Here is a 22,902-nt window from a genome sequence, read left to right as displayed (position 1 = left end):
AAAAAGTAACTTTACAAAAAATTAACGACCAGTTTCATCATTCCATAACAACTTGTGCAGCTGTAACTGGAAACGAACAGGGAGATGGTCTTCTAAAATCCACTGAGCCAAATCACGCGCCAGTTGCGGTAAACGAACCGCGCCTTTTTCAACCGCAAATGCAGGCGAGAACCAGACTGTACTGACTTTCTCTTGAAGCTGATACTGTTCAAGCTGCTGCTTTGACCATTCATAGTCTTCACGGTTGCAGATCACAAACTTGATTTGATCATGTGGCGTTAAATGATCCAGATTGGATAACAAATTTCGTGCAACTTCACCTGAAGTTGGGGTTTTTAAATCTAGAACTTTGGAAACGCGCGAGTCTACTTTAGCAACATCTAAAGCACCACTGGTCTCTAAAGAAACCTCACAACCTAAATCAGCAAGGCGCTGCATTAAAGGCAGGGCATTCGGTTGAGCCAGTGGTTCACCACCGGTCACACAGACATAGGGTGTTTTAAAATCGAGCGTGGTCTGAATAATTTCATCCAGAGACTGACGCTGACCACCTTCAAATGAATAGGTGGTGTCACAGTATGTACAGCGTAACGGGCAGCCGGTTAAGCGGATAAAAACCGTTGGCAAGCCCGCAGCATTGGCTTCACCTTGTAATGAATAGAAGATCTCCGTAATGCGTAAACCCGCAGACGGATCAGAAACTGGAATTGCGGAAGAACGAAGCGTATTCATAACAAAACTAACCACTGAGAAATAAATAACCGGGTATAAAAATAAAAATCCCTACGATCATGACTGATCGTAGAGACGGGGAGCGCTTGAAGCTCCGAGGAACACCAATGTGCCCTCTAAGTTAAGACATATTAGTCTTCGCGTAATAGATCGTTCAGGCTGGTTTTAGAACGAGTTTGCGCATCTACTTTTTTCACGATAATCGCAGCATAAAGGCTGTAAGTACCACATTTAGAAGGCAGACTACCTGCAACAACGACTGAACCTGCTGGTACGCGACCATAGTGAATTTCACCAGTGGCACGGTCATAAATCTTGGTCGATTGACCAATGAATACGCCCATTGAAATTACAGAACCTTCTTCAACGATCACGCCTTCAACGATTTCAGAACGTGCACCGATAAAGCAGTTATCTTCAATAATTGTCGGGTTGGCTTGAAGTGGTTCAAGTACACCACCAATACCAACACCACCAGACAAGTGAACATTTTTACCAATCTGTGCACATGAACCCACAGTTGCCCATGTGTCCACCATCGTACCTTCATCTACATAGGCACCGATGTTGACATAAGAAGGCATCAAGATCACGCCTTTAGCCTGGAATGAACCTTTACGCGCCACCGCAGGAGGAACTACACGTACGCCAGCCGCTTTGAATTGTTCTTCAGTCCAGTCTGAGAATTTAGTATCTACTTTGTCATAGAAACGAAGATCACAAGCTTGCATTGGTTTGTTGTCGTTTAATTTAAATGATAACAATACCGCTTTCTTAATCCATTGATGAACAATCCATTCACCATCGATTTTTTCAGCAACACGTAAAGTACCATTGTCTAGACCAGCAATTACGTCCTCAACTGCTTGACGGATTTCAGCAGGGCAATCTGCAGCTGTGAAATTCGCACGATCTTCAAACGCTTTTTCAATGATTGTTGAAAGCTGCGACATGATCTTCCTTCCAGAAAAAATTTTCTAGATTTTACACTATATTGCATTAAAAATAGTTGAGCAGACTGAAAATAGATGAAAAATAGCCAAAAGTGTGGGAAGTTTGAAATAATGAACGTGATAAGTGTTATTTTTCATTATTTTAAAATGTAGTAGAAGTGTTAGAAAAAGCCAGGTTATCAACAAGAAAAACTAATTTGTATCAAAAAATAACAAAAGATCAGCAAAACATGAATAAAAAATATTTTTTAAGTCCTTTATATTGAACCCATCACGAATAACTAATGATCAAAATAAGTTCTTTTGAGGAGAGAAATAATGAAGTCTTTACATAAAATTTTAGCAGTTTCCATTTTGGCTGCAGCAGCTGGCTCTGCTATGGCTGCTGATGAAACAATCGTAACAGATGAAGGTGTGGCATCTTTTTCTTTCTTTAAACCCGCAGCTGTTCGTGCTGAAGTCGGTACTACCGGTTATGGTGGTGCACTTTCATGGAACGTGAACCCATATGTCGGCGTGACTTTAGGTTATAATGGTGGTGACATTTCCTGGTCTGATGACTTGTCAATTAATGGCTCGAAATACGATCTAGATATGGACAATAACCTGACCTATTTAAATGCTGAAATTCGTCCTTGGGCGAACTGGTTCTATATGGCGGCCGGTGTAGGATATGTTGATAACGACTATGAAATTGAACGTAGAGTAAGCCCCGAGCGTGGTTTTACAGTAAATGGTCAAGATTTTACAGCTGGTGCGAATGGTGTTCGACTTAACGGTGATTTATCTTATAAAAACAATATTGCACCTTATGTAGGGATCGGTTTCTCACCAGCAATTACCAATCGTTGGGGAGTCTTTGGTGAAATTGGTGCCTACTATAATGGTAATCCGCGTGTTAATTTAGTAAGTGAAGGAACTGTAGAAGCGCGTCAAGCTGAATTTGAGCAGGCTGTAAGAGATGAGGCTAGTGAAATTCGTAACGACAATGAATACGAATGGCTACCAGTAGCGAAACTGGGTGTCAGCTTCCGCTTCTAAGCTATAGCTGCATAAAAAAAACGAGCTTCGGCTCGTTTTTTTTATGCGTTGTAATGAAAGTTTTAAAAGTGATAACCCAGTTTTAAGCCCATGATCCAGGCACTATTATCAGAAACAGCAGATAAACCCGCAATCTGAGGCGTAAATGACTCAGATGTTGAGACCTCAGGTTTTTGAAATTTTAGATAATAGAATCCTGTGGCAATATCCCAAGTATCTTGAATCTTGTAAAGATGAGCTAGTCCAATACCCCAATATCCATCACTCGGATTTAATGTCGAAGCCGGATTTCCTGTACCGGAATCCCATAAGAGTTCGATAGAATTTATGCCAAAGGAGGGCCATTGATGTGCCAGACCAATTTTGGCAGACCATTGATCCTCCCGATAATCAATCATCCTGAATGATTTTAATTCTGGAAATTCTAAGGCAGCATAGTCAATCACTGTACCGAATTTAGGCGGCTGAATGACAAAATTTTGCCAGTTTAACCAGCGTAATGTGCCATAAAAGGCATTTTGATAAGGCAATCCTGTTTGAAAATCCAGATGGATGGATTGAGGGGTTTGAATCTGGGTATAGGGGGAGGGATTGGTGCCTACGACAATCGATTCAGCAGTTTTATGATGGTGAGCAATGGCTGAACGGTAAGTCAGCGCAGTTCTAAAAAAATATTCGGGTAGTTGATAACTGAATCCTGCAAGCCAGCCCCAAGCGGGATCTTGTTCAAATGTAGCCCGATAACCATTAAATATATAAAAGGTTTGCCCGGATAAATATAAGCTTCCTTCCAGACTTTGATAACTTAGCCCTGTATAAAAATTCCAGTGATTATCCGGTTGGAAGCCGATTAATGATGTGAGATTGTGGCTATCAAACTTGATAGTCGCGGCCTCAACAGAAAGCGCTTCACCTGCAAAAACAGGATTATAACTATAAGCCACATCTACATGATAAGGCTGATCATAAATCAGTCCCCATGATAGTTGAGGGTGAAGCTGTAATTTTAAGGCAACATTAGAAATAAATTGCGTACTGGCAAGTTGGCCCGTAGAAAAGTCAGTAATACCCAGTTGTTGCAGCTGCTCGGTATGCTGTACCTGACCGCTAATATCAGGGCGAACCCAAGCCAATGAAATTTCAGCATAATGATTTTTTTCAAAAAAAGACTGAATACTTTGATTGGACTGTTCAAAAGCAGCGCTATAACCTGACCCAGAAAAAGCGCAGCCCATACAGAAAAGAGCAAATTTGCTGTCGATCATATTGGTATAATTCAATTTATTATTAATGTGATTATGCTTGATATTTATACAAATTATCCACTTGAAAATAATAAAGAGGCTCGCTGGCCTCTTTGACTGAAAACTTATATATTTTTATTCGTCTGGATAGGCGACTTTTTTAAGCGCTTTAATATCGGCATCCGGCGAGCACAGGGAAATAAACTCGTAGCCATAACCACGTAGTAAATGTCCTTTACGTACCGCAATCCAGGTGGTATTCATGCCAAAAATATCCGTTTTAATCTGCTTTAAACGGTAATCACGCTCCGGGTCATAAGCGACATCGTTGACAATGCCGACGCCCATATTCATTTCCACATAGGTTTTAATCACATCGGCATCGAGTGCGGACATGACGATATCGACATCAAAGCCGGCTTCTTCAAAGGCGGTATCAATCTTGGAGCGACCGGTAAAACCACCATGATAGGTAATAATCGGGTAATGGGCCAGATCTTCGATCCGGATCTGATCTTTAGTTGCAAGTGGATGATTTTGCGGCGTAATAATACTATGTTGCCAGTTATAATAAGGTACGCTGGCCAGATTGTCTTCAGTCGTCAGTGCTTCGGTTGCAATACCGATATCGGCTTGACCTTGCAGCAGCATTTCCGTGATTTCTACCGGGCTGGCCTGTTGCAGAATCAAATGTACTTTAGGAAATTCTTTTTTGAATTGGCTGACAATCGGCGGTAGCACATAGCGCGCCTGGGTATGCGTGGTGGCAATGGTCAAGGTACCTTCATCAACTTTATTAAAATCATCAGCCAGACGCTTAATATTATCGGCATCGACCAGCATGCGTTCTACAATTCCTAATAGTGCCTGACCCGGCTCGGTTAAACCCAGTAGACGCTTACCCTTACGGATAAACAGCTGCACGCCAAGCTCATCTTCCAGATCTTTAATATGCTTACTCACTCCAGACTGCGAAGTATAAAGTGCAGCTGAGGCTTCAGTTAAATTAAAGTTCTGTCTAACCGTTTCTCGTATAATTCTTAATTGTTGGAAATTCATAATTCTCTTTACCCTAGAAGAGGATGGGGCATTTCGAAGCCCCATCTTTTGGTCTTAAGCGACCTGATTTTCAAATAAATGCAAGTTCACTGCACTTAACCACACGGTTTGATTGGGGCGGAATTGGTGTGCTCTTGCTTCATCAGGTGTCAGTAAGATTTCAATCAAGTTACCCTGACGGTCATTCAGTTCTGCAACGACTTTACCCGCAATCCATAATTCACGTATGAAGGTGGCCTGAATGGCATTGTCTTGTGGCTGTGCATGAATGCGCAGTTCATCAGGACGTGCGAATAAAATCACTTCACCTTGAGCAGCATTTTTTGCGCCATCAAACTGAATACGATCTTGACCGAGCTGAATAATGCCGCCGTTGTTCTGGCCTTCAAAACGATTGGCTTGACCCAAGAAATCAAACACAAATGGGGTTGCCGGCGTTTCATAGACCTCACGTGGCGAACCGATCTGTTCGACATTACCTTTGTTCATCACCACAATCTGATCGGCCACTTCCAGCGCTTCTTCCTGATCGTGGGTCACAAAGATCGAGGTGATGTGCAACTCATCATGCAAGGTACGTAACCAGCGACGTAATTCCTTACGGACTTTGGCATCCAGTGCACCGAAAGGTTCATCTAGCAACAGCACACGCGGTTCAACGGCTAAGGCACGTGCCAATGCAATACGCTGACGCTGGCCACCTGAAAGCTGAGCAGGGTAACGGTCAGCCAGAAAACCCAGCTGAACCAAATCAAGTAAACGCGTAACACGTTTTTTAATTTCCGCTTCAGATGGACGGGTTTTACGTGGGCGAACACGCAGACCAAAAGCAATATTGTCAAATACCGTCATATGACGAAACAGGGCATAATGTTGAAACACGAAGCCGACTTCACGTTCACGTACATGAACATTGGTCGCATCCTGACCTTCCAGAATGACCTGACCGCCATCTGCAGATTCTAGACCTGCAATAATCCGTAGCAGCGTGGTTTTGCCGCAACCTGATGGGCCGAGCAGGGCCACCAGTTGACCATCTGGAAAATCCAGCGAGATATTTTTAAGTGCATGGAATGCACCAAAGTGTTTTTCAATATTTTGTACTTGAATACTCATGTTGGCATTCCTTAAGAAACTGTAGAATCTTGATTACGTTTGTCCTGTTTTTCCTGGCGCAGTTCCACCCATGTTTTTAAAATCAGGGTGACAATTGCGAGGAGAGCCAGAAGCGAAGACACGGCAAACGCAGCACTAAAGGTATATTCGTTATAAAGAATTTCGACGTGTAGCGGTAAAGTATTGGTTTCACCGCGGATATGACCGGATACAACCGATACCGCACCAAACTCACCCATGGCCCGCGCATTACACAGAATCACGCCGTAAATCAGACCCCATTTGATATTTGGCAGGGTCACTTTCCAGAAAGTTTGCCAGCCAGATGCACCGAGCACAATCGCAGCTTCTTCTTCTTCCGTGCCTTGTGCTTCCATTAATGGAATTAATTCACGAGCCACGAAAGGTACAGTAATAAAGATGGTCGCCAGGACAATGGCAGGCACTGCATAAAGGATCTTGATGTCATTGTCCATTAGCCAGGACCCCATCCAGCCTTGCGTACCGAAAATCAGTACCAGCATTAAACCGGCAATCACGGGAGAGACCGAAAATGGCATATCAATCAAGGTGGTCAAGAAGGATTTACCCCGAAAGTTAAACTTCGCCACTGACCATGCTGCAGCCACACCAAATACCACGTTCAGCGGTACGGCGATTGCAGCTGTGAGTAAGGTTAATTTCACTGCGGACAAGGTATCTGGATGCACCAGTGCCTGTGTATAGACACCAATTCCCTGTTTAAAGGCTTCCACAAAAACCAGAATCAAAGGCAGGATCAGGCAGCTCAAGAAAAAAATCAGTGCAATAGTGATCAGGATATAACGTACCCAGGTTGGCTCACGGGTTGCATCACGGGATTGCAGTTTTTCAGCCAGTGCATTGCTGTTGGTATTCAAACTCATCGTGCAGTTCTCCCGGTACGGCGGCTGGCCCAAGCTTGCAGTAAGTTAATCAGGAACAGCAGGACAAATGAAATCAGCAACATCACCACCGCAATTGTGGTTGCACCGGCATAATCATATTCTTCTAAACGGGAAATAATCATCAGTGGGGCAATTTCTGTTTCAAAGGGCTGATTCCCGGCAATGAAGATCACCGAACCATATTCACCAACACCGCGAGCGAAAGCTAACGCAAAGCCAGTGATAAGCGCAGGAAGTAAAATCGGGAAAATTACCTTGGTCACAATTTGCAAGCGATTTGCCCCGAGTGCAGATGCAGCTTCTTCCAGTTCAGTTTCCAGATCACTGAGTACCGGCTGTACGGTACGAACCACAAAAGGCAGGCCAATAAAGATTAGAGCCAGCGTAATACCAATCGGGGTATAAGCAACCTGAATACCAATCGGTTCAAGATACTGACCAATCCAGCCAGTCGGCGCATATAAAGAGGTCAAGGCAATACCGGCCACCGCTGTTGGCAGCGCAAAAGGCAAATCGACCAAGGCATCGACAATACGTTTGCCCGGGAAGCTATAACGTACCAGACACCAGGCCAATAACAGGCCAAACACCACATTCACCAGCGCAGCAATAATGGCTGCACTGAAACTGAGTTGTAGGGATTTTTGAATACGTTCAGAGCTCAGGATTTCCCACAAGCCTTCCCAGCCAATGCCCAGTGATTTAATAAAAACAGCAGACAGCGGGATTAAAACGATTAATGATAAATACGCTAGGGTAAAGCCTAGAGAAAGACCAAATCCTGGCAGCACTCGGGATCGCTGCGACATGATGACTCCTCAAAAGAGAGAAAGCTGGTTAAAACTAACCAGCGAAAATTAAAAAAAGAAATTGGACACAAGCATAATTTGCAACGACTAAAATGCAAATTTGAAATAATACTTGCTGTCATCAGTATTGCTGATATGTTGCATAGTCTTTTCTGAAATCAAATACTGGGCAAGTTCAGGAAAAGGGCCAAATCCTGAGGCGACATTGACATGCCCCACCTGTCCGAGATTAATCGGCTTGAGTTTCCACGCTTTGGCCAGAAACTGGGCGTCTGCATAGCTTAACCAGGGATCATTTTCACTGATTAATAACGTGGCCGGAACCTGAATCTGCACTTGCTGAAAATAATGGCTGTAATCGGTCTGGCTGTTAGGTGCAAAACCATTTTCCCCAAAACGTGCCGGATTGGCCGGTGCGACCAGAATCAGCTTTTTAACTTTAGCAGTCAATTCTGGATGTTGTGCCAGTGCCGCGACCGAGGTTAAACAGCCAAAGCTATGCGCTACAACCTGTACATCATCTTGAATATCTTGCAGGGCTTTGACAAATTCAGTGATCCATTCCTGCAAAACGGGATGATTCCAATCTTTTTGTTGCACACGAGAGCATCGACTGAGCTGATGTTGTAAGCATGTTTGCCAGTGATTGTATTCGCTACCACCTACACCTGGAACAATAAGCGTATGTATCATATCGATGCTCCTGTCAGATCAGCTGCGAATTACTTCGCGCTGTTTGCCTTCACAATCTGGTCGAAAATACCGCCATTCTCAAAATGCGCTTTTTGCACTTTTGCCCAGCCGCCAAATTCCTGATCAATCGTTACCAGTTTGAGTGGTTTGAATACATGATTATATTTCTTTAAAGCTACTTCACTGCGTGGACGATAATAATGTTTGCCTGCCAGGTCTTGACCCAGTGGCGAGTACAGGAAGTTTAAATAACCTTGAGCCAGATGCTTATTGCCTTTTCTCGCTGCATTTTTTTCTACAATCGCCACTGGCGGTTCAGCCAGAATAGACAGACTTGGCGTGATAATTTCAAACTTACCTGGTTGCTCACGAATCGCTAAGTACGCTTCATTTTCCCAGGCCAGCAAGACATCACCGATCCCGCGCTCGGCAAAGGTGGTAGTTGCACCACGCGCACCTGAATCCAGGACTTTGGTGTTTTTATAAATTTGGCGAACAAATTCTTGTGCAGTTGTGTCATTGCCACCGGCCTGATGTTTGGCCCATGCCCATGCCGCCAGATAGTTCCAGCGCGCGCCACCTGATGTTTTCGGATTCGGGGTAATAATACCGACACCCGGTTTCACCAGATCGCCCCAGTCTTTAATCCCTTTGGGGTTGCCTTTATGCACCAAAAATACGATTGTTGAGGTATACGGTGTCGAGTTTTGTGGCAGTTTCTTTTGCCAGTCTGCTGGCAACAATTTGGCTTTTTCTGCAAGCACATCAATATCGGCTGCGAGGGCCAAAGTCACCACATCTGCATTCAAGCCATCAATAACAGAGCGGGCCTGTTTACCAGAACCACCATGGGATTGCTTGAAGTTAATTTTTTGACCCGTACGGCTTTCCCAGTATTTGCCAAAACTCTTGTTGACATCTTCATACAATTCACGTGTCGGATCGTAGGAAACATTCAGAAAATCACGTGCTGAAGCACCTAATGAGGTTGCCGAAATCACAGCAGCCAGAACCCCAAGTTTTATTGTTTTTGAAATACTCATTAGAAACCTCAATTTCTTACACGTTTTGTAACATAGCTGCAGAATAAACCTATTCTTTATGCGTAAAAAATAAATAAAAACGAATTTTATATGAAAAAAAAAGATAAGACGGAGCTGAAGTTATTGAAATGAAAATGGCCTTATCAATAAAGGCCATTGTTTCTGCTGGACTGCCTCATTATTTCGTATGATTTGCCTTTACAATTTGATCAAAGATCCCGCCATTATCGAAATGTGCTTTTTGTACCTTGGTCCAGCCACCAAATTCTTTGTCGATGGTGACTAACTTTAAAGGTTTAAATACGCTGCTATATTTCTTTAATACTTCGCTATTACGTGGACGATAGAAGTTCTTCGCAGCCACAGTTTGCCCCGCAGGAGAATACAGATAATTCAAATAAGCTTTGGCCAGGTTTTCATTGCCATCTTTCCTGGCATTTTTCTCTACAATTGCCACCGGTGGCTCGGCCAAAATTGACAGACTTGGCGTGATGATTTCAAATTTACCCGGCTGTTCACGAGTAGCGAGATGGGCTTCATTTTCCCAAGCCAGTAATACATCACCGATCCCGCGCTCAGCAAAAGTGGTGGTGGCTCCACGTGCGCCTGAGTCCAGAACTTTGGTCTGTTTATAGATTTGACGCACAAAATCTTGTGCTTTGCTGTCATTGCCACCAGGTTGATGTTTGGCCCATGCCCATGCCGCCAGATAGTTCCAGCGTGCACCGCCAGAAGTTTTCGGGTTTGGCGTAATGATCTCTACTCCAGGCTTCACCAGATCGTCCCAATCTTTAATCCCTTTTGGATTGCCTTTTTTGACTAGAAAGACGATGGTGGAGGTATAGGGGGTCGAGTTTTGCGGGAATTGTTTCTGCCAGTCTTTAGGCAGCAGACCTCTCGCTGCAATTTCATCAATGTCGGCCGCCAGCGCGAGGGTCACGACGTCTGCATCCAGACCATCAATCACAGCACGGGCCTGTTTACCTGAACCGCCATGCGACTGTTTATAGTTCACGTCCTGACCCGTGGTTTTTTTCCAGTATGCGCTGAATTCCTTATTAAAATTGTCATATAATTCGCGGGTTGGGTCATAAGACACGTTCAGGAAATCTTTTGCAGACACACTGAAAGCAGTGGCCGAAACCAGTGCAGCCAATACCCCAATTTTTAATTTACCAATATTCATTTTTGCCTCAATTTTTTTAGCTTTTGTTGGACAAGGCAAGAATAGCTGGAGATATTTTGCATAAAAAATAATTAAAAATGCATTTGATGTGAGTAAAAGAGATAAATCGATGGAGCTTATCTCTCAGTACTCAATTGTTGATTTGAGAGGCAATAAAATATGCTCTGTTTGAAAAATGCGAACCATGTCAGTGAGATAGAAGTACTCGATCGGGCCTTTCATTATGGTGATGGCTGTTTTAGCACGGCCCGGATTCGACAGGACCGGGTGGAATTATATGATCGTCATCTGGCACGTTTGCAGCTCAGTAATCAAAAATTAAGTTTGCATGCTGATTTAGCTCTGATTGCAGAAAGTTTAGAACTTTTACGTGAATCAGAAAGTCAGCTGAATGGAACATTAAAGATCGTGCTGAGTCGTGGAGTCGGCGAGCGGGGCTATAGTTTGCCAGAGCATCCGGCGGATCTGTGGCTATTTTATTATCCTCAAGCCCTACATGATTTAAAGTATGAACAGATCCAAAGTGGGGTATTACAGCAGGCACTGGGATTGACCATGCCGGGTCTGGTCGGACTAAAAACCTTGAATCGCCTGGAGCAGGTTTTGCTCAAGCAGGAGGCGGATCAGCGCGGTTGGTCTGAGGCACTGGTGACAGATGTACAGGGCGGGGTTGTCGAAGGGGTGAGCAGTAATTGTTTCATTTGTATAAACAATACATGGATTACGCCGGAACTTCGTTATAATGGCGTCTTTGGGGTGATGCGTGCAGAAATTCTACAACGGATGCAAGATCAGGGAATTGCCTGTCAGCAACGTTACATCGATATGGAGGAAATAGCCCATATTCAGAGTCTGTTTTTTTGTAATGCGCTAAACCCGATGAAAATTGTCACTCAATTTGAGCAGCGATCTCTGGATGGCGATGCTTGTATTGAACTTTTTAACCGTCTTCGATTAAATCAGATGTCTTAATATGTCAGCTTCCAAGTCTAAAGCCAAAAAGAACAATACAGCCAAATTTTCGTCACTTTTCAAAGGAATTGCCTTCGTCCTGATTGGACTTGCCTTGATTTTGGCACTGGTCTTAAAAAGCAGTTTGTGGAAAGACTATCCTGTAGACGGACAAAAACAGCTGCTGGCGATTGGGTCAGGGGAAACCTATTCTGGTTTTATTGACCGTCTGGCCAAAGAAAAACAGGTCAGTTTCCCGATTATTCTCAAGCTTTATCAGCGCATCCTGATTCATGACACCATGAAAGCTGGCGTATATGAAGTGCGCCAGGGCATGAGTATTCGTCAGGTTCTGGATATGATCTCCAATGCTGAAAATGCCCAGATGAACCGGATTCTGGTGATTGAAGGAACCACATTCAAACAGCTGATTGATGCTTTGAAGAAAGATGATCTGGTGACCAAAGAAGTGTCACATTTGCCAACGGCACAACTCCTTAAAGAGCTCAATATTCCATTTTCACATCCTGAAGGTCTGTTTGCACCGGATACATACTTCTTTGCTAAAGGTGAAACTGACCGCAAGATTCTAACCAATCTGTATCAGCGTCAGATGAAGGCACTGGATCAGGCCTGGGAAAAGCGTGCGACTGATCTGCCCTATCAGAATAAATATGAAGCGCTGATCATGGCGTCGATCATTGAAAAAGAAACCAGTGTGGATAGTGAGCTAGAACAGGTTTCTGGAGTGTTCGTGCGCCGTTTAAAAATTGGCATGCGTTTACAGACCGATCCCACCGTGATTTACGGAATGGGCGATAGCTATAATGGCAATATTACCCGCAAGGATTTACGTACGCCGACGCCGTATAACACCTATACCATGTCTGGTTTGCCGCCAACGCCAATTGCACTGCCAAGTAAGAAAGCCATTGAAGCAGCCATGCATCCGGATAATTCTGACAACCTGTATTTTGTCGCCACGGGCAATGGCGGACATACGTTTACGACCAATCTGAATGATCACAATAAAGCAGTGCAGGAGTATCTGACCATTTTACGCTCGAAGAATAAGGAATGAGTATGTTTATTAGCTTTGAAGGCACAGAAGGTGTAGGTAAAACCACACTCATTCGTTCGATCTATGACGATTTTATGGCCCAAGGCAAAGATGTGATGCTTACGCGCGAGCCGGGTGGTACGCCGATGGCCGAGCAGATCCGTGCACTACTTCTGGCTGTGAATCATGAAGAAGCGATGGCGCATGATACCGAATTACTATTGATGTATGCGGCGCGTGCCCAGCATTTGGCACAAGTCATTCTGCCAGCCTTAGCAGCCGGAAAAATTGTACTCTGTGACCGTTTTACTGATGCCAGCTTTGCCTATCAATGTGCAGGTCGTGGACTCAGTGAAACAAAGCTGCAGTTATTAAATGATCACTTTGTGGCACGTATGCCGGACATCACCTTCTGGTTAGAAGCACCGATTGAACTGGGAATGAACCGGGCACGCGCGCGTGGCGCACTGGATCGCTTTGAACAAGAGAAAGTCACTTTCTTTGAGAAAGTAAGAGCCGGCTATGAAACGTTGTGGCAGCGTCATCCGGAACGGATCAAACGTCTGGATGCAACCCGTACACCGGAGCAGGTATTCGAGCAGGCTTTAAGTTATTTGAAGTCTGGTTTAAATTGAAATCCTGTTTATTTTAATTTTCACTAGGTAAATGTGTGAAAAATCTTCTATATTGAAGGCAATATAGAAGATTTTTTTAATAAGATGAAAACGACCAAAACCGAAATCCAACAATTTTTACAACAAGAATTTCCACAAAGCCTAGAAAAATGTAGGATCGAAGCCGTTGTTCCACGCGGCGCAACTTTGCTGTATCAGGTTAGCGCACAAGAGTTGCGTCCGGGTGGTACTGTTTCTGGCCCAACCATGATGACCTTGGCCGATCTTGCCTTATATGTCGCTATTCTGGGCGAAATTGGCCTGGTGGGTTTGGCTGTCACCACCAATCTGAATATCAATTTTCTCCGTAAACCTTCAGGTGGCACGGATTTGCGAGGAGAGTGCAAGCTTATTAAAGTCGGTAAAGTTCTGATTGTCGGGGAAGTCTGGATTTATTCAGTAGACCTTGATGAGCCAGTGGCGCATGTTACTGCGACTTATGCCATTCCACCTCAACACTAAACACCTGAAGAATAGAAGTTCAGTGATATAAATAGCCTAAGCTTAATTAAGTAGGTGAGCGCTAAAAGACAGGGAGATATGATTTAAAAATCATATCTCCCCAATAATCTAAATATTGACCAAGGGTGTTTCTACTTCAAAATTCACCGGATTTAGAATGGTCTTGCGTAATTCAGGCAATAATTCCGGATAGTCCAGCGTGAAATGCAGGCCACGAGATTCTTTACGCTGCATGGCACAGCGCACAATCATTTCTGAGACCAGCACCAGATTGCGAAGCTCGATCAGGTTTTTGCTGACCTGATAATCTTGGTAATACTCGGTGATTTCTTTTTTCAGCATTTCAATACGATGCAAGGCACGTTCCAGACGTTTGGTGCTGCGCACAATACCGACATAGTTCCACATGGTCTGACGTAGCTCATCCCAGTTTTGCAGAATCACCACATCTTCATCCGGATTGGTTACCTGTGAGTCATCCCAGATGGGTACGGGCGGAAAGGCATAGTCAGCATTGAAATGAGATTCGATATGCTTGGCTGCACTCATGCCATACACAAAGCATTCTAAAAGTGAGTTACTGGCCATTCGGTTAGCACCGTGCAGACCAGTATAAGAGGTTTCCCCAATTGCATATAGACCTGCGATATCAGTCTGGCTATGTTCATCGACCACAACGCCACCACAGGTGTAATGGGCTGCAGGTACCACTGGAATCATATCTTTGGTGATATCAATACCCAGTTCCAGCAGGCGGGCATAAAGCGTAGGAAAATGTTCTCTAACAAAGCTTTCATCCTTATGGGTAATATCCAGCCAGACATGCCGAATACCCAAGCGCTTAATTTCATAGTCGATTGCGCGTGCGACAATATCGCGTGGTGCAAGTTCGGCGCGCTCGTCAAAACGCAGCATAAAGCGTTCGCCATCGGGCAGACGCAGATAAGCCCCTTCGCCGCGCATTGCTTCAGTGATCAGGAAGGAGCGCGCTTGTGGATGATAGAGACAGGTCGGATGGAACTGGTTAAATTCCATGTTAGCCACCCGGCAGCCGGCACGATAGGCCATGGCAATGCCGTCACCCGTGGCAATATCCGGATTTGACGTATAAAGATAGGCTTTCATTGCACCGCCACAGGCAAGGGCGGTAAAGGGCGCTAAAAAAGTATGTACTTTTTCATTTTTTTCATCCAGCACATATAAACCTAGCGCGCGGTTTTCACCGTCTAGGCCAAGTTTATGTGAACAGATCAGATCAATCGCAATATAATTTTCAAAAATAGTGATATTTGATTTTTCTTGGGCGCGTTGTACCAAAGTAGTCGAAATTGCACGACCTGTGGCATCGGCAGCATGAATAATCCGGCGCTGTGAATGGCCGCCTTCACGGGTGAGATGCAACTGTTCCTGTTCATCCAGGGTAAATTGCACACCGTGTTTTAGCAGAAAGTCAACTGATGGTTTGCCCCCTTCTACCGTCTGTTTGACTGCGTCCATTTCACATAGCTGTGCACCTGCAATCATGGTGTCATCAATATGCTGTTCAATCGAATCCATTTCATCGAGTACTGCAGCAACACCGCCTTGCGCATAAAAGGTGCTGGCATCTGTCAGGGTGGATTTCGCTAAAACTGCAATATTAAAATGGTCCGGGAGCGATAAGGCTAAACTTAAACCGGCACCGCCACTGCCCACAATAATGACGTCAAATTGATGGGTAAGGGATGAATTAGACATGTCCATCAGCTAATTTTAAAAAAAGTTTGGTAATAACAGCGCTTTTTTGTGCAAAAGGCAAGCGTTGAAACGCTCATTTATTAATGAAAAAAATTAATCAAAGCCTTAACTTAGTGTTTTAATAATGAGATATTGTCCAGATTGAAGCATTGAAACATATTATTACTTAAACTTTACAATGTTTGTGATAAAACCTATTTACATAAATTTATCAACAATTTGAGTGAATAATTTATATGAAAATTCTAGACTTAAAAAAAGGATTATTTGCAGCGACCCTGACCATGAGTGCTGCACAGTTGCAGGCTGTCACACCGGTTGATTTTTCAAATCTGGTCGAGCAGGTCAGTCCTGCCGTGGTCAGTGTCAATGTCGTGAAAAAAATGAGCGAAGAAGAACTCTTACAACAACAAGTTCCGGAAATTCTGCGTCGCTTCTTTGGCAATCAGGTGATTATCCCGCAGCAGCGCATGCCACAGGAAAAAACCGGCTATGGCAGTGCATTTTTTATCAGTAAAGATGGCTATCTGCTGACCAACCATCATGTGGTTGAGGATGCATCTAAAGTCACCATTACCCTGAATGATCGCCGTGAAATTGATGCTACTGTGGTGGGAAGTGATGCACGTACCGACGTAGCTTTACTTAAGGTCACAGGTTCGAATTTTCCAGAATTGCGTACCGGGGATGTAGGCCGCTTACGTGTCGGTGAGCCTGTGCTTGCGATTGGTTCGCCATTTGGTTTTGATTATTCGGCCTCTGCCGGAATCGTCAGTGCCAAAATGCGCAACATGATGGGTGAAACAGCAGTGCCTTTTATCCAGACAGACGTGGCCCTTAACCCGGGTAACTCTGGTGGGCCTTTATTTAACCAGCATGGTGAAGTAGTCGGGGTGAACTCGCGGATCTTCAGTGGAACCGGCGGTTATATGGGGCTCTCCTTCTCGATTCCGATTGATGTGGCCATGGAAGTGGCAGAGCAGCTGAAAAAGAATGGTAAAGTGACCCGTTCCTATCTGGGGGTCAGCTTGCAGGATATCGACCGTAATCTGGCAGAGTCCTACAACCTTTCTAAGCCCGAAGGCTCCTTAATTACTCAGGTTGCACCAAATTCACCCGCTGCACGTGCCGGTCTACGTGTCAGCGACGTGATTTTAAAATATAACGGCACTGCGATTTCACGCACCAGTGAATTATTAAACTATCTCAACCGTACTGCACCTCAGCAACAGGTACAGCTGGAGGTTTTACGTGATGATAAGCGCCGTAATATTTCAGCAACCTTAAGTACCGCACCGGATGATACCCCTGCAAAAGCCGGAGCACAGGCGCAGCCGAGCAAAGGACCTGTAATTGGTGTGGCTATTCGTGATTTAAGTTCGCTAGAAAAGGATCGACTGGAGATCAAAGGCGGGGTCATGATTCAGGATGTTCGTTCAGGTGGCATTGCCGCACAGGCGCGTATCATGCCAAACGATGTGGTAACGCATATTAATAACAAGGCAGTATTGAACGCAGAGCAATTTGTACAAGAAGTTTCTGAGTTGAAGAAGGGCAATGTGGCACGCGTTACGCTCATGCGCCAAGGGCAGCGTGCGATTGTCGGAATGCGTATCTAATTCTATTCAGATTTTTAAATATAAAAAACCGCTTTTGATGGGCGGTTTTTTATTATTTGCAATTTACCCAGCCTATAAATTCGGTAGACTCTATTCAGTTGAAAATAATGGAAAGGATAAGAGAAAAGTGACAGCTATTTTTGATCTTGCGTTAAAGGTGCAAGCTGAACATATCGATGGCTTGGGCCATGTCAATAATGTGGTCTATGTACAGTGGATGCAGGAGGTCGCCACAGCCCATATTGAAAAATTGGGATTGGGGTTAAAGGAATATGTGGAACTGAAACATGCCATGGTGGCAGTTGAGCATCAGGTGCAATATCGCAAGGCTGCTTTCGAGGGCGATGAAATTATTTTGCGAACCTGGTTGAACGATATCAATGCACTGTATTCATTTCGCCAATATGCATTTTATCGACCACAGGATCAAAACCTGTTATTTACAGGTAGTACGCAGTGGGCCTGTATTGAAATGGCCACTGGGCGTCCTAAACGCATGTCGCCTACCTTTACCCAAGCCTATCAACCTCTTTCTGATCAGATCAATCCTTATGATTTTTCAATAGTGTATCTAGATCAATAAGCGCTCACTTCTTTGGCACAGAGTTAGATATTTCAATCAGGTTTAGCAAAAACATGGTGTGATTTTCAAATTTTCATTGCAGTGATTGAGCTTGAGATCGCTGGACAGGTATTTTGGCAGAGTGGACAAAGCTAAAAATATAATTCTTTTTCTAGATCACCATTCTGCTATAATCCTTCGCAATTTCTATTCGGCTTTTGTTATGTAATATTTTTAAATTACATAGCGCGTTTTTTCTCAAGGTAACCCATGGCGCAAGCTAAAAAATCTGTTGATATTAAAAACATTCGTAACTTCTCGATTATTGCGCATATTGACCACGGTAAATCGACCCTCGCAGATCGCTTTATTCAGACCTGTGGCGGTTTGCAAGATCGTGAAATGCAGGCTCAAGTCCTCGATTCTATGGAGCTTGAGCGCGAACGTGGGATTACCATTAAAGCCACTTCGGTGACGCTAAACTATACCCATCCAAATGGTGAAGTTTATCAGCTGAACTTTATTGATACGCCGGGACACGTTGACTTCTCGTATGAAGTGTCGCGCTCGCTCGCAGCCTGTGAAGGTGCTTTATTAGTCGTTGATGCGGCGCAAGGTGTGGAAGCACAGTCTGTCGCCAACTGCTATACCGCGATTGAGCAAGGTCTGGAAGTACTGCCCGTACTGAACAAGATCGATTTGCCGCAAGCTGAACCTGAGCGTGTGATTCACGAGATTGAAGAAATTATCGGCATTGAAGCGACAGAAGCACCGACATGTTCAGCCAAAACCGGTCTGGGCATTGAAAATGTTTTAGAAACCCTGGTGAATGTGATTCCGGCACCGGTCGGTGATCGCGAAGCGCCGTTGCAAGCCCTGATTGTAGATTCATGGTTTGACAACTACCTTGGGGTAGTTTCTCTGGTACGTGTAAAGCAGGGTCGTGTGCGTAAAGGCGACAAGATGTTGATGAAATCAACAGGTCAAACGCACATCATTACTTCTGTTGGGATCTTTAATCCGAAACATACTGAAACAGGCATGTTGGAAGCAGGCGAAGTCGGCTTCGTGATTGCCGGTATTAAAGATATTTTCGGTGCGCCGGTGGGTGATACCATTACCTTGGCAACCACACCTGAAGTTGCAACGCTACCGGGCTTTAAAAAAGTAAAACCGCAGGTTTATGCCGGTTTATTCCCGATTGATGCCAGTGACTTTGAACCGTTTCGTGAAGCTTTACATAAACTGCAAATTAATGACTCGGCCTTGTTCTTTGAACCGGAAAGTTCGGATGCACTCGGTTTTGGTTTCCGCTGTGGCTTCTTGGGCATGCTACACATGGAGATTGTACAAGAGCGTTTAGAGCGCGAGTATGATCTTGATCTGATTTCTTCTGCGCCCACCGTAATTTATGAAGCGGTGATGAAAAATGGCCAGACGATTTATATCGACAGCCCATCTAAAATGCCGGATGGTTCAACCGTAGAAGATTTACGTGAACCGATTGCCGAATGTCATATTTTAGTACCGCAAGAATATCTGGGTAATGTCATGACCTTGTGTATCGAGCGCCGTGGCATACAAAAAGACATGAAATTCCTCGGCAATCAGGTGTCGATTACTTTTGAAATTCCAATGGCAGAAGTGGTCATGGATTTCTTCGATAAATTGAAGTCTTGTTCACGTGGTTTTGCATCCCTCGACTATAACTTTGTCCGTTTTGAAAGTTCTTCATTGGTAAAAGTGGATGTGCTGATCAATGGGGAAAAAGTCGATGCTCTGGCGATGATCTGTCATCGTAATGACGCGCGTCATCGTGGCATTGCGCTGGTGGAAAAAATGAAAGACCTGATTCCACGTCAAATGTTTGATGTCGCAATTCAGGCGGCAATTGGTGCGCAAATCATTGCACGTTCTACTGTAAAAGCCATGCGTAAAAACGTATTGGCCAAATGTTATGGTGGTGACGTGTCACGTAAGAAAAAACTTCTGTCTAAACAGAAAGAAGGTAAGAAACGCATGAAGCAGGTGGGTAGTGTCGAAATCCCGCAAGAAGCGTTCCTCGCTGTGTTAAAAGTCGAACGCTAGAAGAATAAGGATATAAGCCCATGGATTTTGATTTTAATTTGATTCTTGTTCCTGCGACGCTGTTTTTTGTCGCACTGTGGTTGCTTGACAAGTTTGTCCTGAAACAAAGACAAACTCGCGGCAAGGGCAATGAAAATTTTATCATTACCTGGGCTTATGACTTTTGGCCAGTACTGACGATTGTACTGGTGCTGCGTTCGTTCTTGTTTGAACCGTTTAATATTCCATCGGATTCAATGGTGCCAACCCTGGAAACTGGGGACTTTATTCTGGTGAATAAATTTGACTATGGGGTGAAACTGCCTATGGTCAACACTAAAATTATTGATACTGGCAGTCCAGAGCGTGGCGATGTGGCAGTATTCCGTTATCCACCACAACCGACCATCAGCTATATCAAGCGTATTATTGGTTTACCCGGTGATCATATTGTCTATGATCATGGTCAGTTGAGCATCAATGGTGAACAAGTAGCGAAAGTTCCAGTGGAATTTAGCCGTGAAAAAGATCGTCTGGATACACCCAATGCCATTTATCATAAAGAAACTTTAGGTCAGCATAGCTTTACCATGCGTGAGCTGGAAGGGGTCAATGTCGCGCGTCAGGCGCCTTATATTAACTTTGTGGAAAATGGTAAATATTCAAGTGAAAATGGTTTATATTGGGAAGTAAAGGTGCCAGAAGGTCATTACTTTGCGATGGGGGATAATCGCGATCAGAGTGCTGACAGCCGTTTCTGGGGGCTTGTTCCGGAAGAAAACTTAACAGGTCGTGCATTCTATATCTGGATGCATAAAGAACCTGGCTTTAAATTGCCATCGTTTGGTCGCAACGGGACAATCGATTAATTGTTTCAATCAGGAAAATAAAAAATGAGACATCAACAAGGTGCTTCGTATATTGGGATTTTATTTGCAATCGTGGGGTTTGCATTTCTAGCCAAAGTAGCGATTGCAGTGTGGGGACCCTACTTTGATGATCGTATGGTCGATGGTGAGATTGAGGCGCTGTTAAAAAGTGCGCCAGCCAATATAACACCAGAAAAATTCCGTCAGCAGATGGATCAGCGTTTATCAATGAATAATATTCGCGATCTGAAGTTTGATGAAATTGCCAAAGTTATCCATACCGATGGTTTGCAGATACACAAGAATTATGAAATTCGTAAAAATTTCATAATGAATATCGATTTAGTGATGAAGTTTGAGAAAAATTTTGATCAAAGCGCAGTCAAAACTCAATGATGAACGTCTTGCCAGACGGATCGGTTATCAGTTTAAACAAGCTGAACTGCTCAAGCTGGCACTGACCCATCGTTCAGTCAGTCATAAACAAAACTATGAACGCCTAGAATTTCTAGGCGATTCTCTTTTAGGGATGATCATTGCGAATTATCTCTTCACTGCCTACCCAAGCGAAAACGAAGGCCGGCTGACGCGTATGCGTGCCACCTTGGTTCGACAGGAAGCATTGGGGAAAATCGCCAATGATTTAAAACTCAGTCAGAGTTTAATTCTCAGTACCGGTGAGTTGAAATCTGGCGGTCATCATCGCGAGTCTATACTGGCAGATACTGTAGAAGCCATTATTGGCGCAATCTATGTGGATTGCGCTGATCTCACTGTGTTAGAGCCGATTGTGTTAAAATGGTATGAACCGTATTTGGATCATATTGAGCCGACCGATCAGCTTAAAGACCCTAAATCACGTTTACAAGAGTATCTACAAGCACGTAAGAAACCTCTCCCAGTTTACGAGGTTGTAGATATTCAAGGTGATGCCCCTAATCAGCATTTTAAAGTGGAATGTGAGATTGAGGGATTACCGACCATGCAAGGTGAAGGCGCCAGCCGACGTTTTGCTGAACAAGCCGTTGCGGCAGATATTTTAAAACTTTTGGAGCATAAGTCTTAATGACTACTCATTCCGATCACATTGATGCTGATCACGAGTCGCAAAGCGACAGTCACGACCTGGTAAATCAATTTTTTAGCGCACAAGGCACCGAAATTCCGTCGGATTATCGCAGTGGTTTTGTCGCTATTGTAGGTCGCCCGAATGTGGGTAAATCTACCTTAATGAACCATATTTTGGGTCAGAAACTCTCAATTACCTCACGTAAACCGCAAACTACACGGCATAAAATTGTCGGGATTGATTCGCGTGAAAAGTCTCAGGCGGTATTCGTGGATACGCCGGGGATGCATAAAAAGGAAGTACGTGCCATCAATAAAATGATGAACCGTGCTGCCCATTCGGCTTTACGTGATGTGAATCTGGTTTTGTTTGTGGTGGATGCACAGAAGTGGACGCCGAATGATGATCTGGTACTGGAAAAGCTGAAAAATGCTGAAATGCCGGTGATTCTGGTGATCAACAAATTAGATACTTTTGAGAACAAGAACGAAGCTTTACCACTGATTCGTGAGCGCGAAAAGCTGATGAACTTTGCGGAAATCGTACCTGTTTCTGCACTTCGTGGTGCCAATCTTGAGCATTTACGTGACACGATTGCCAAGTATCTGCCGTTCCAGCCGCCATTGTACTCCCTGGATCAACTAACTGACCGTTCAGAGCGTTTCCTGGCTTCTGAAATTATTCGTGAAAAGATCATGCGTCAGCTGGGTGAAGAACTGCCATATGATTTAACCGTGCAGATTGAATCATTCAAAACTGAACAGCCAGTGATGAATGAAAAGACTGGTCGTATGAAGCCAGCCTGTACCTATATTGATGCTACGATTTTTGTCGATCGTCCAAGCCAAAAAGCCATTGTGATTGGTGAGAAAGGCGTTAAGCTGAAAAAAATCGGTATGGATGCACGTCTCGACATGGAAAAAATGTTCGAACAGAAAATCATGCTGACCCTTTGGGTGAAAGTCAAAGGCGGCTGGTCTGATGATGAACGTGCATTGAAAAGCTTAGGTTATAGCGATATCTAAGTTAT

23 protein-coding genes are annotated in these 22,902 nt (G+C 44.1%); 12 read left to right on the top strand and 11 right to left on the bottom strand.

Annotation, left to right across the window (positions count from 1 at the left end):
• Window positions 1-21 precede the first annotated feature (21 nt).
• Together queE and dapD are read right to left on the bottom strand one after the other, a co-directional pair.
• Window positions 22-732 carry a 7-carboxy-7-deazaguanine synthase QueE gene (queE, locus tag CWI32_RS05465; protein ID WP_100355703.1) on the bottom strand — a complete coding sequence of 237 codons (711 nt, stop codon included), beginning with the start codon at window positions 730-732 and terminating at the stop codon, window positions 22-24.
• A 131-nt stretch (window positions 733-863) separates the two neighbouring features.
• Window positions 864-1,685, bottom strand: a complete 822-nt coding sequence (gene dapD, locus CWI32_RS05460) for a 2,3,4,5-tetrahydropyridine-2,6-dicarboxylate N-succinyltransferase (RefSeq protein ID WP_005097576.1) — start codon at window positions 1,683-1,685, stop codon at window positions 864-866.
• 318 nt (window positions 1,686-2,003) lie between these two features.
• Between dapD and carO the strand changes: the two genes are divergently transcribed.
• Complete coding sequence (gene carO / locus CWI32_RS05455; RefSeq protein ID WP_005170093.1) at window positions 2,004-2,726, top strand: ornithine uptake porin CarO; 723 nt, start codon at window positions 2,004-2,006, stop codon at window positions 2,724-2,726.
• A 62-nt stretch (window positions 2,727-2,788) separates the two neighbouring features.
• On the opposite strand, the gene CWI32_RS05450 is transcribed toward carO, so the two are convergent.
• The 8 genes from CWI32_RS05450 to CWI32_RS05415 all read right to left on the bottom strand — a co-directional run bounded on the left by CWI32_RS05450 (window position 2,789) and on the right by CWI32_RS05415 (window position 10,802).
• Complete coding sequence (locus CWI32_RS05450) at window positions 2,789-3,991, bottom strand: outer membrane protein transport protein (protein WP_005170094.1); 1,203 nt, start codon at window positions 3,989-3,991, stop codon at window positions 2,789-2,791.
• Between the two features lie 114 nt (window positions 3,992-4,105).
• A complete protein-coding gene (locus CWI32_RS05445) occupies window positions 4,106-5,029 on the bottom strand; it encodes a CysB family HTH-type transcriptional regulator (RefSeq protein ID WP_005097573.1) in 924 nt (307 codons plus the stop codon).
• Window positions 5,030-5,083: 54 nt separating this feature from the next.
• Entirely contained in the window at window positions 5,084-6,145 is a 1,062-nt protein-coding gene (locus tag CWI32_RS05440; protein WP_100329043.1) for a sulfate/molybdate ABC transporter ATP-binding protein, read from the bottom strand.
• Between the two features lie 11 nt (window positions 6,146-6,156).
• Window positions 6,157-7,050 carry a sulfate ABC transporter permease subunit CysW gene (gene cysW, locus CWI32_RS05435; RefSeq protein ID WP_100329042.1) on the bottom strand — a complete coding sequence of 298 codons (894 nt, stop codon included), beginning with the start codon at window positions 7,048-7,050 and terminating at the stop codon, window positions 6,157-6,159.
• The gene (cysT, locus tag CWI32_RS05430) at window positions 7,047-7,880 is read right to left on the bottom strand and encodes a sulfate ABC transporter permease subunit CysT (RefSeq protein WP_005097570.1); all 834 of its coding nucleotides are present in this window, start codon (window positions 7,878-7,880) and stop codon (window positions 7,047-7,049) included. Before cysT ends, cysW begins: the two co-directional genes overlap by 4 nt.
• 87 nt (window positions 7,881-7,967) lie before the next feature.
• On the bottom strand, window positions 7,968-8,573 hold the full coding sequence (locus CWI32_RS05425) for an RBBP9/YdeN family alpha/beta hydrolase (protein WP_100534828.1): 606 nt from the start codon (window positions 8,571-8,573) through the stop codon (window positions 7,968-7,970).
• A 29-nt stretch (window positions 8,574-8,602) separates the two neighbouring features.
• Window positions 8,603-9,616, bottom strand: a complete 1,014-nt coding sequence (locus CWI32_RS05420) for a sulfate ABC transporter substrate-binding protein (RefSeq protein ID WP_005170099.1) — start codon at window positions 9,614-9,616, stop codon at window positions 8,603-8,605.
• 178 nt (window positions 9,617-9,794) lie between these two features.
• Window positions 9,795-10,802 (bottom strand): sulfate ABC transporter substrate-binding protein, encoded by a 1,008-nt coding sequence (locus CWI32_RS05415; protein WP_005170101.1) that lies wholly within the window; start codon window positions 10,800-10,802, stop codon window positions 9,795-9,797.
• Window positions 10,803-10,961: 159 nt separating this feature from the next.
• Between CWI32_RS05415 and pabC the strand changes: the two genes are divergently transcribed.
• The 4 genes from pabC (at window position 10,962) to CWI32_RS05395 (ending at window position 13,949) form a co-directional block, all read left to right on the top strand.
• Window positions 10,962-11,774: an aminodeoxychorismate lyase gene (gene pabC, locus CWI32_RS05410; protein WP_100534827.1), complete on the top strand. Its 813-nt coding sequence runs from the start codon at window positions 10,962-10,964 to the stop codon at window positions 11,772-11,774.
• Between the two features lies 1 nt (window position 11,775).
• Window positions 11,776-12,834 (top strand): endolytic transglycosylase MltG, encoded by a 1,059-nt coding sequence (mltG, locus tag CWI32_RS05405; protein WP_100534826.1) that lies wholly within the window; start codon window positions 11,776-11,778, stop codon window positions 12,832-12,834.
• 2 nt (window positions 12,835-12,836) lie between these two features.
• Window positions 12,837-13,448 (top strand): dTMP kinase, encoded by a 612-nt coding sequence (gene tmk / locus CWI32_RS05400; RefSeq protein WP_074383333.1) that lies wholly within the window; start codon window positions 12,837-12,839, stop codon window positions 13,446-13,448.
• A gap of 84 nt (window positions 13,449-13,532) precedes the next feature.
• Window positions 13,533-13,949, top strand: coding sequence for a PaaI family thioesterase (locus CWI32_RS05395; protein WP_005097561.1), 417 nt, complete (start codon window positions 13,533-13,535; stop codon window positions 13,947-13,949).
• Window positions 13,950-14,057: 108 nt separating this feature from the next.
• On the opposite strand, the gene nadB is transcribed toward CWI32_RS05395, so the two are convergent.
• The gene (nadB, locus tag CWI32_RS05390) at window positions 14,058-15,686 is read right to left on the bottom strand and encodes an L-aspartate oxidase (protein ID WP_005097560.1); all 1,629 of its coding nucleotides are present in this window, start codon (window positions 15,684-15,686) and stop codon (window positions 14,058-14,060) included.
• Window positions 15,687-15,922: 236 nt separating this feature from the next.
• Between nadB and CWI32_RS05385 the strand changes: the two genes are divergently transcribed.
• The 7 genes from CWI32_RS05385 to era all read left to right on the top strand — a co-directional run bounded on the left by CWI32_RS05385 (window position 15,923) and on the right by era (window position 22,897).
• A complete protein-coding gene (locus CWI32_RS05385) occupies window positions 15,923-17,305 on the top strand; it encodes a Do family serine endopeptidase (RefSeq protein ID WP_005097559.1) in 1,383 nt (460 codons plus the stop codon).
• Window positions 17,306-17,432: 127 nt separating this feature from the next.
• Entirely contained in the window at window positions 17,433-17,888 is a 456-nt protein-coding gene (locus CWI32_RS05380; RefSeq protein ID WP_100355707.1) for an acyl-CoA thioesterase, read from the top strand.
• Between the two features lie 249 nt (window positions 17,889-18,137).
• Window positions 18,138-19,955, top strand: a complete 1,818-nt coding sequence (lepA, locus tag CWI32_RS05375) for a translation elongation factor 4 (RefSeq protein WP_005097556.1) — start codon at window positions 18,138-18,140, stop codon at window positions 19,953-19,955.
• Window positions 19,956-19,975: 20 nt separating this feature from the next.
• A complete protein-coding gene (gene lepB / locus CWI32_RS05370) occupies window positions 19,976-20,803 on the top strand; it encodes a signal peptidase I (protein WP_005097555.1) in 828 nt (275 codons plus the stop codon).
• A 24-nt stretch (window positions 20,804-20,827) separates the two neighbouring features.
• Window positions 20,828-21,199, top strand: coding sequence for a DUF4845 domain-containing protein (locus tag CWI32_RS05365; RefSeq protein ID WP_005170117.1), 372 nt, complete (start codon window positions 20,828-20,830; stop codon window positions 21,197-21,199).
• Window positions 21,171-21,869 carry a ribonuclease III gene (rnc, locus tag CWI32_RS05360; RefSeq protein ID WP_005097550.1) on the top strand — a complete coding sequence of 233 codons (699 nt, stop codon included), beginning with the start codon at window positions 21,171-21,173 and terminating at the stop codon, window positions 21,867-21,869. The genes CWI32_RS05365 and rnc overlap by 29 nt, the downstream gene beginning before the upstream one ends.
• The gene (gene era, locus CWI32_RS05355; protein ID WP_005097549.1) at window positions 21,869-22,897 is read left to right on the top strand and encodes a GTPase Era; all 1,029 of its coding nucleotides are present in this window, start codon (window positions 21,869-21,871) and stop codon (window positions 22,895-22,897) included. The genes rnc and era overlap by 1 nt, the downstream gene beginning before the upstream one ends.
• Window positions 22,898-22,902: the final 5 nt, after the last annotated feature.

This window comes from Acinetobacter pseudolwoffii (genome assembly GCF_002803605.1).
In the GTDB taxonomy this organism is placed as follows: domain Bacteria; phylum Pseudomonadota; class Gammaproteobacteria; order Pseudomonadales; family Moraxellaceae; genus Acinetobacter; species Acinetobacter pseudolwoffii.
The sequence above is the reverse complement of the archived record's forward strand: the minus strand, read 5'-3'. Positions and strand labels throughout refer to the sequence as shown.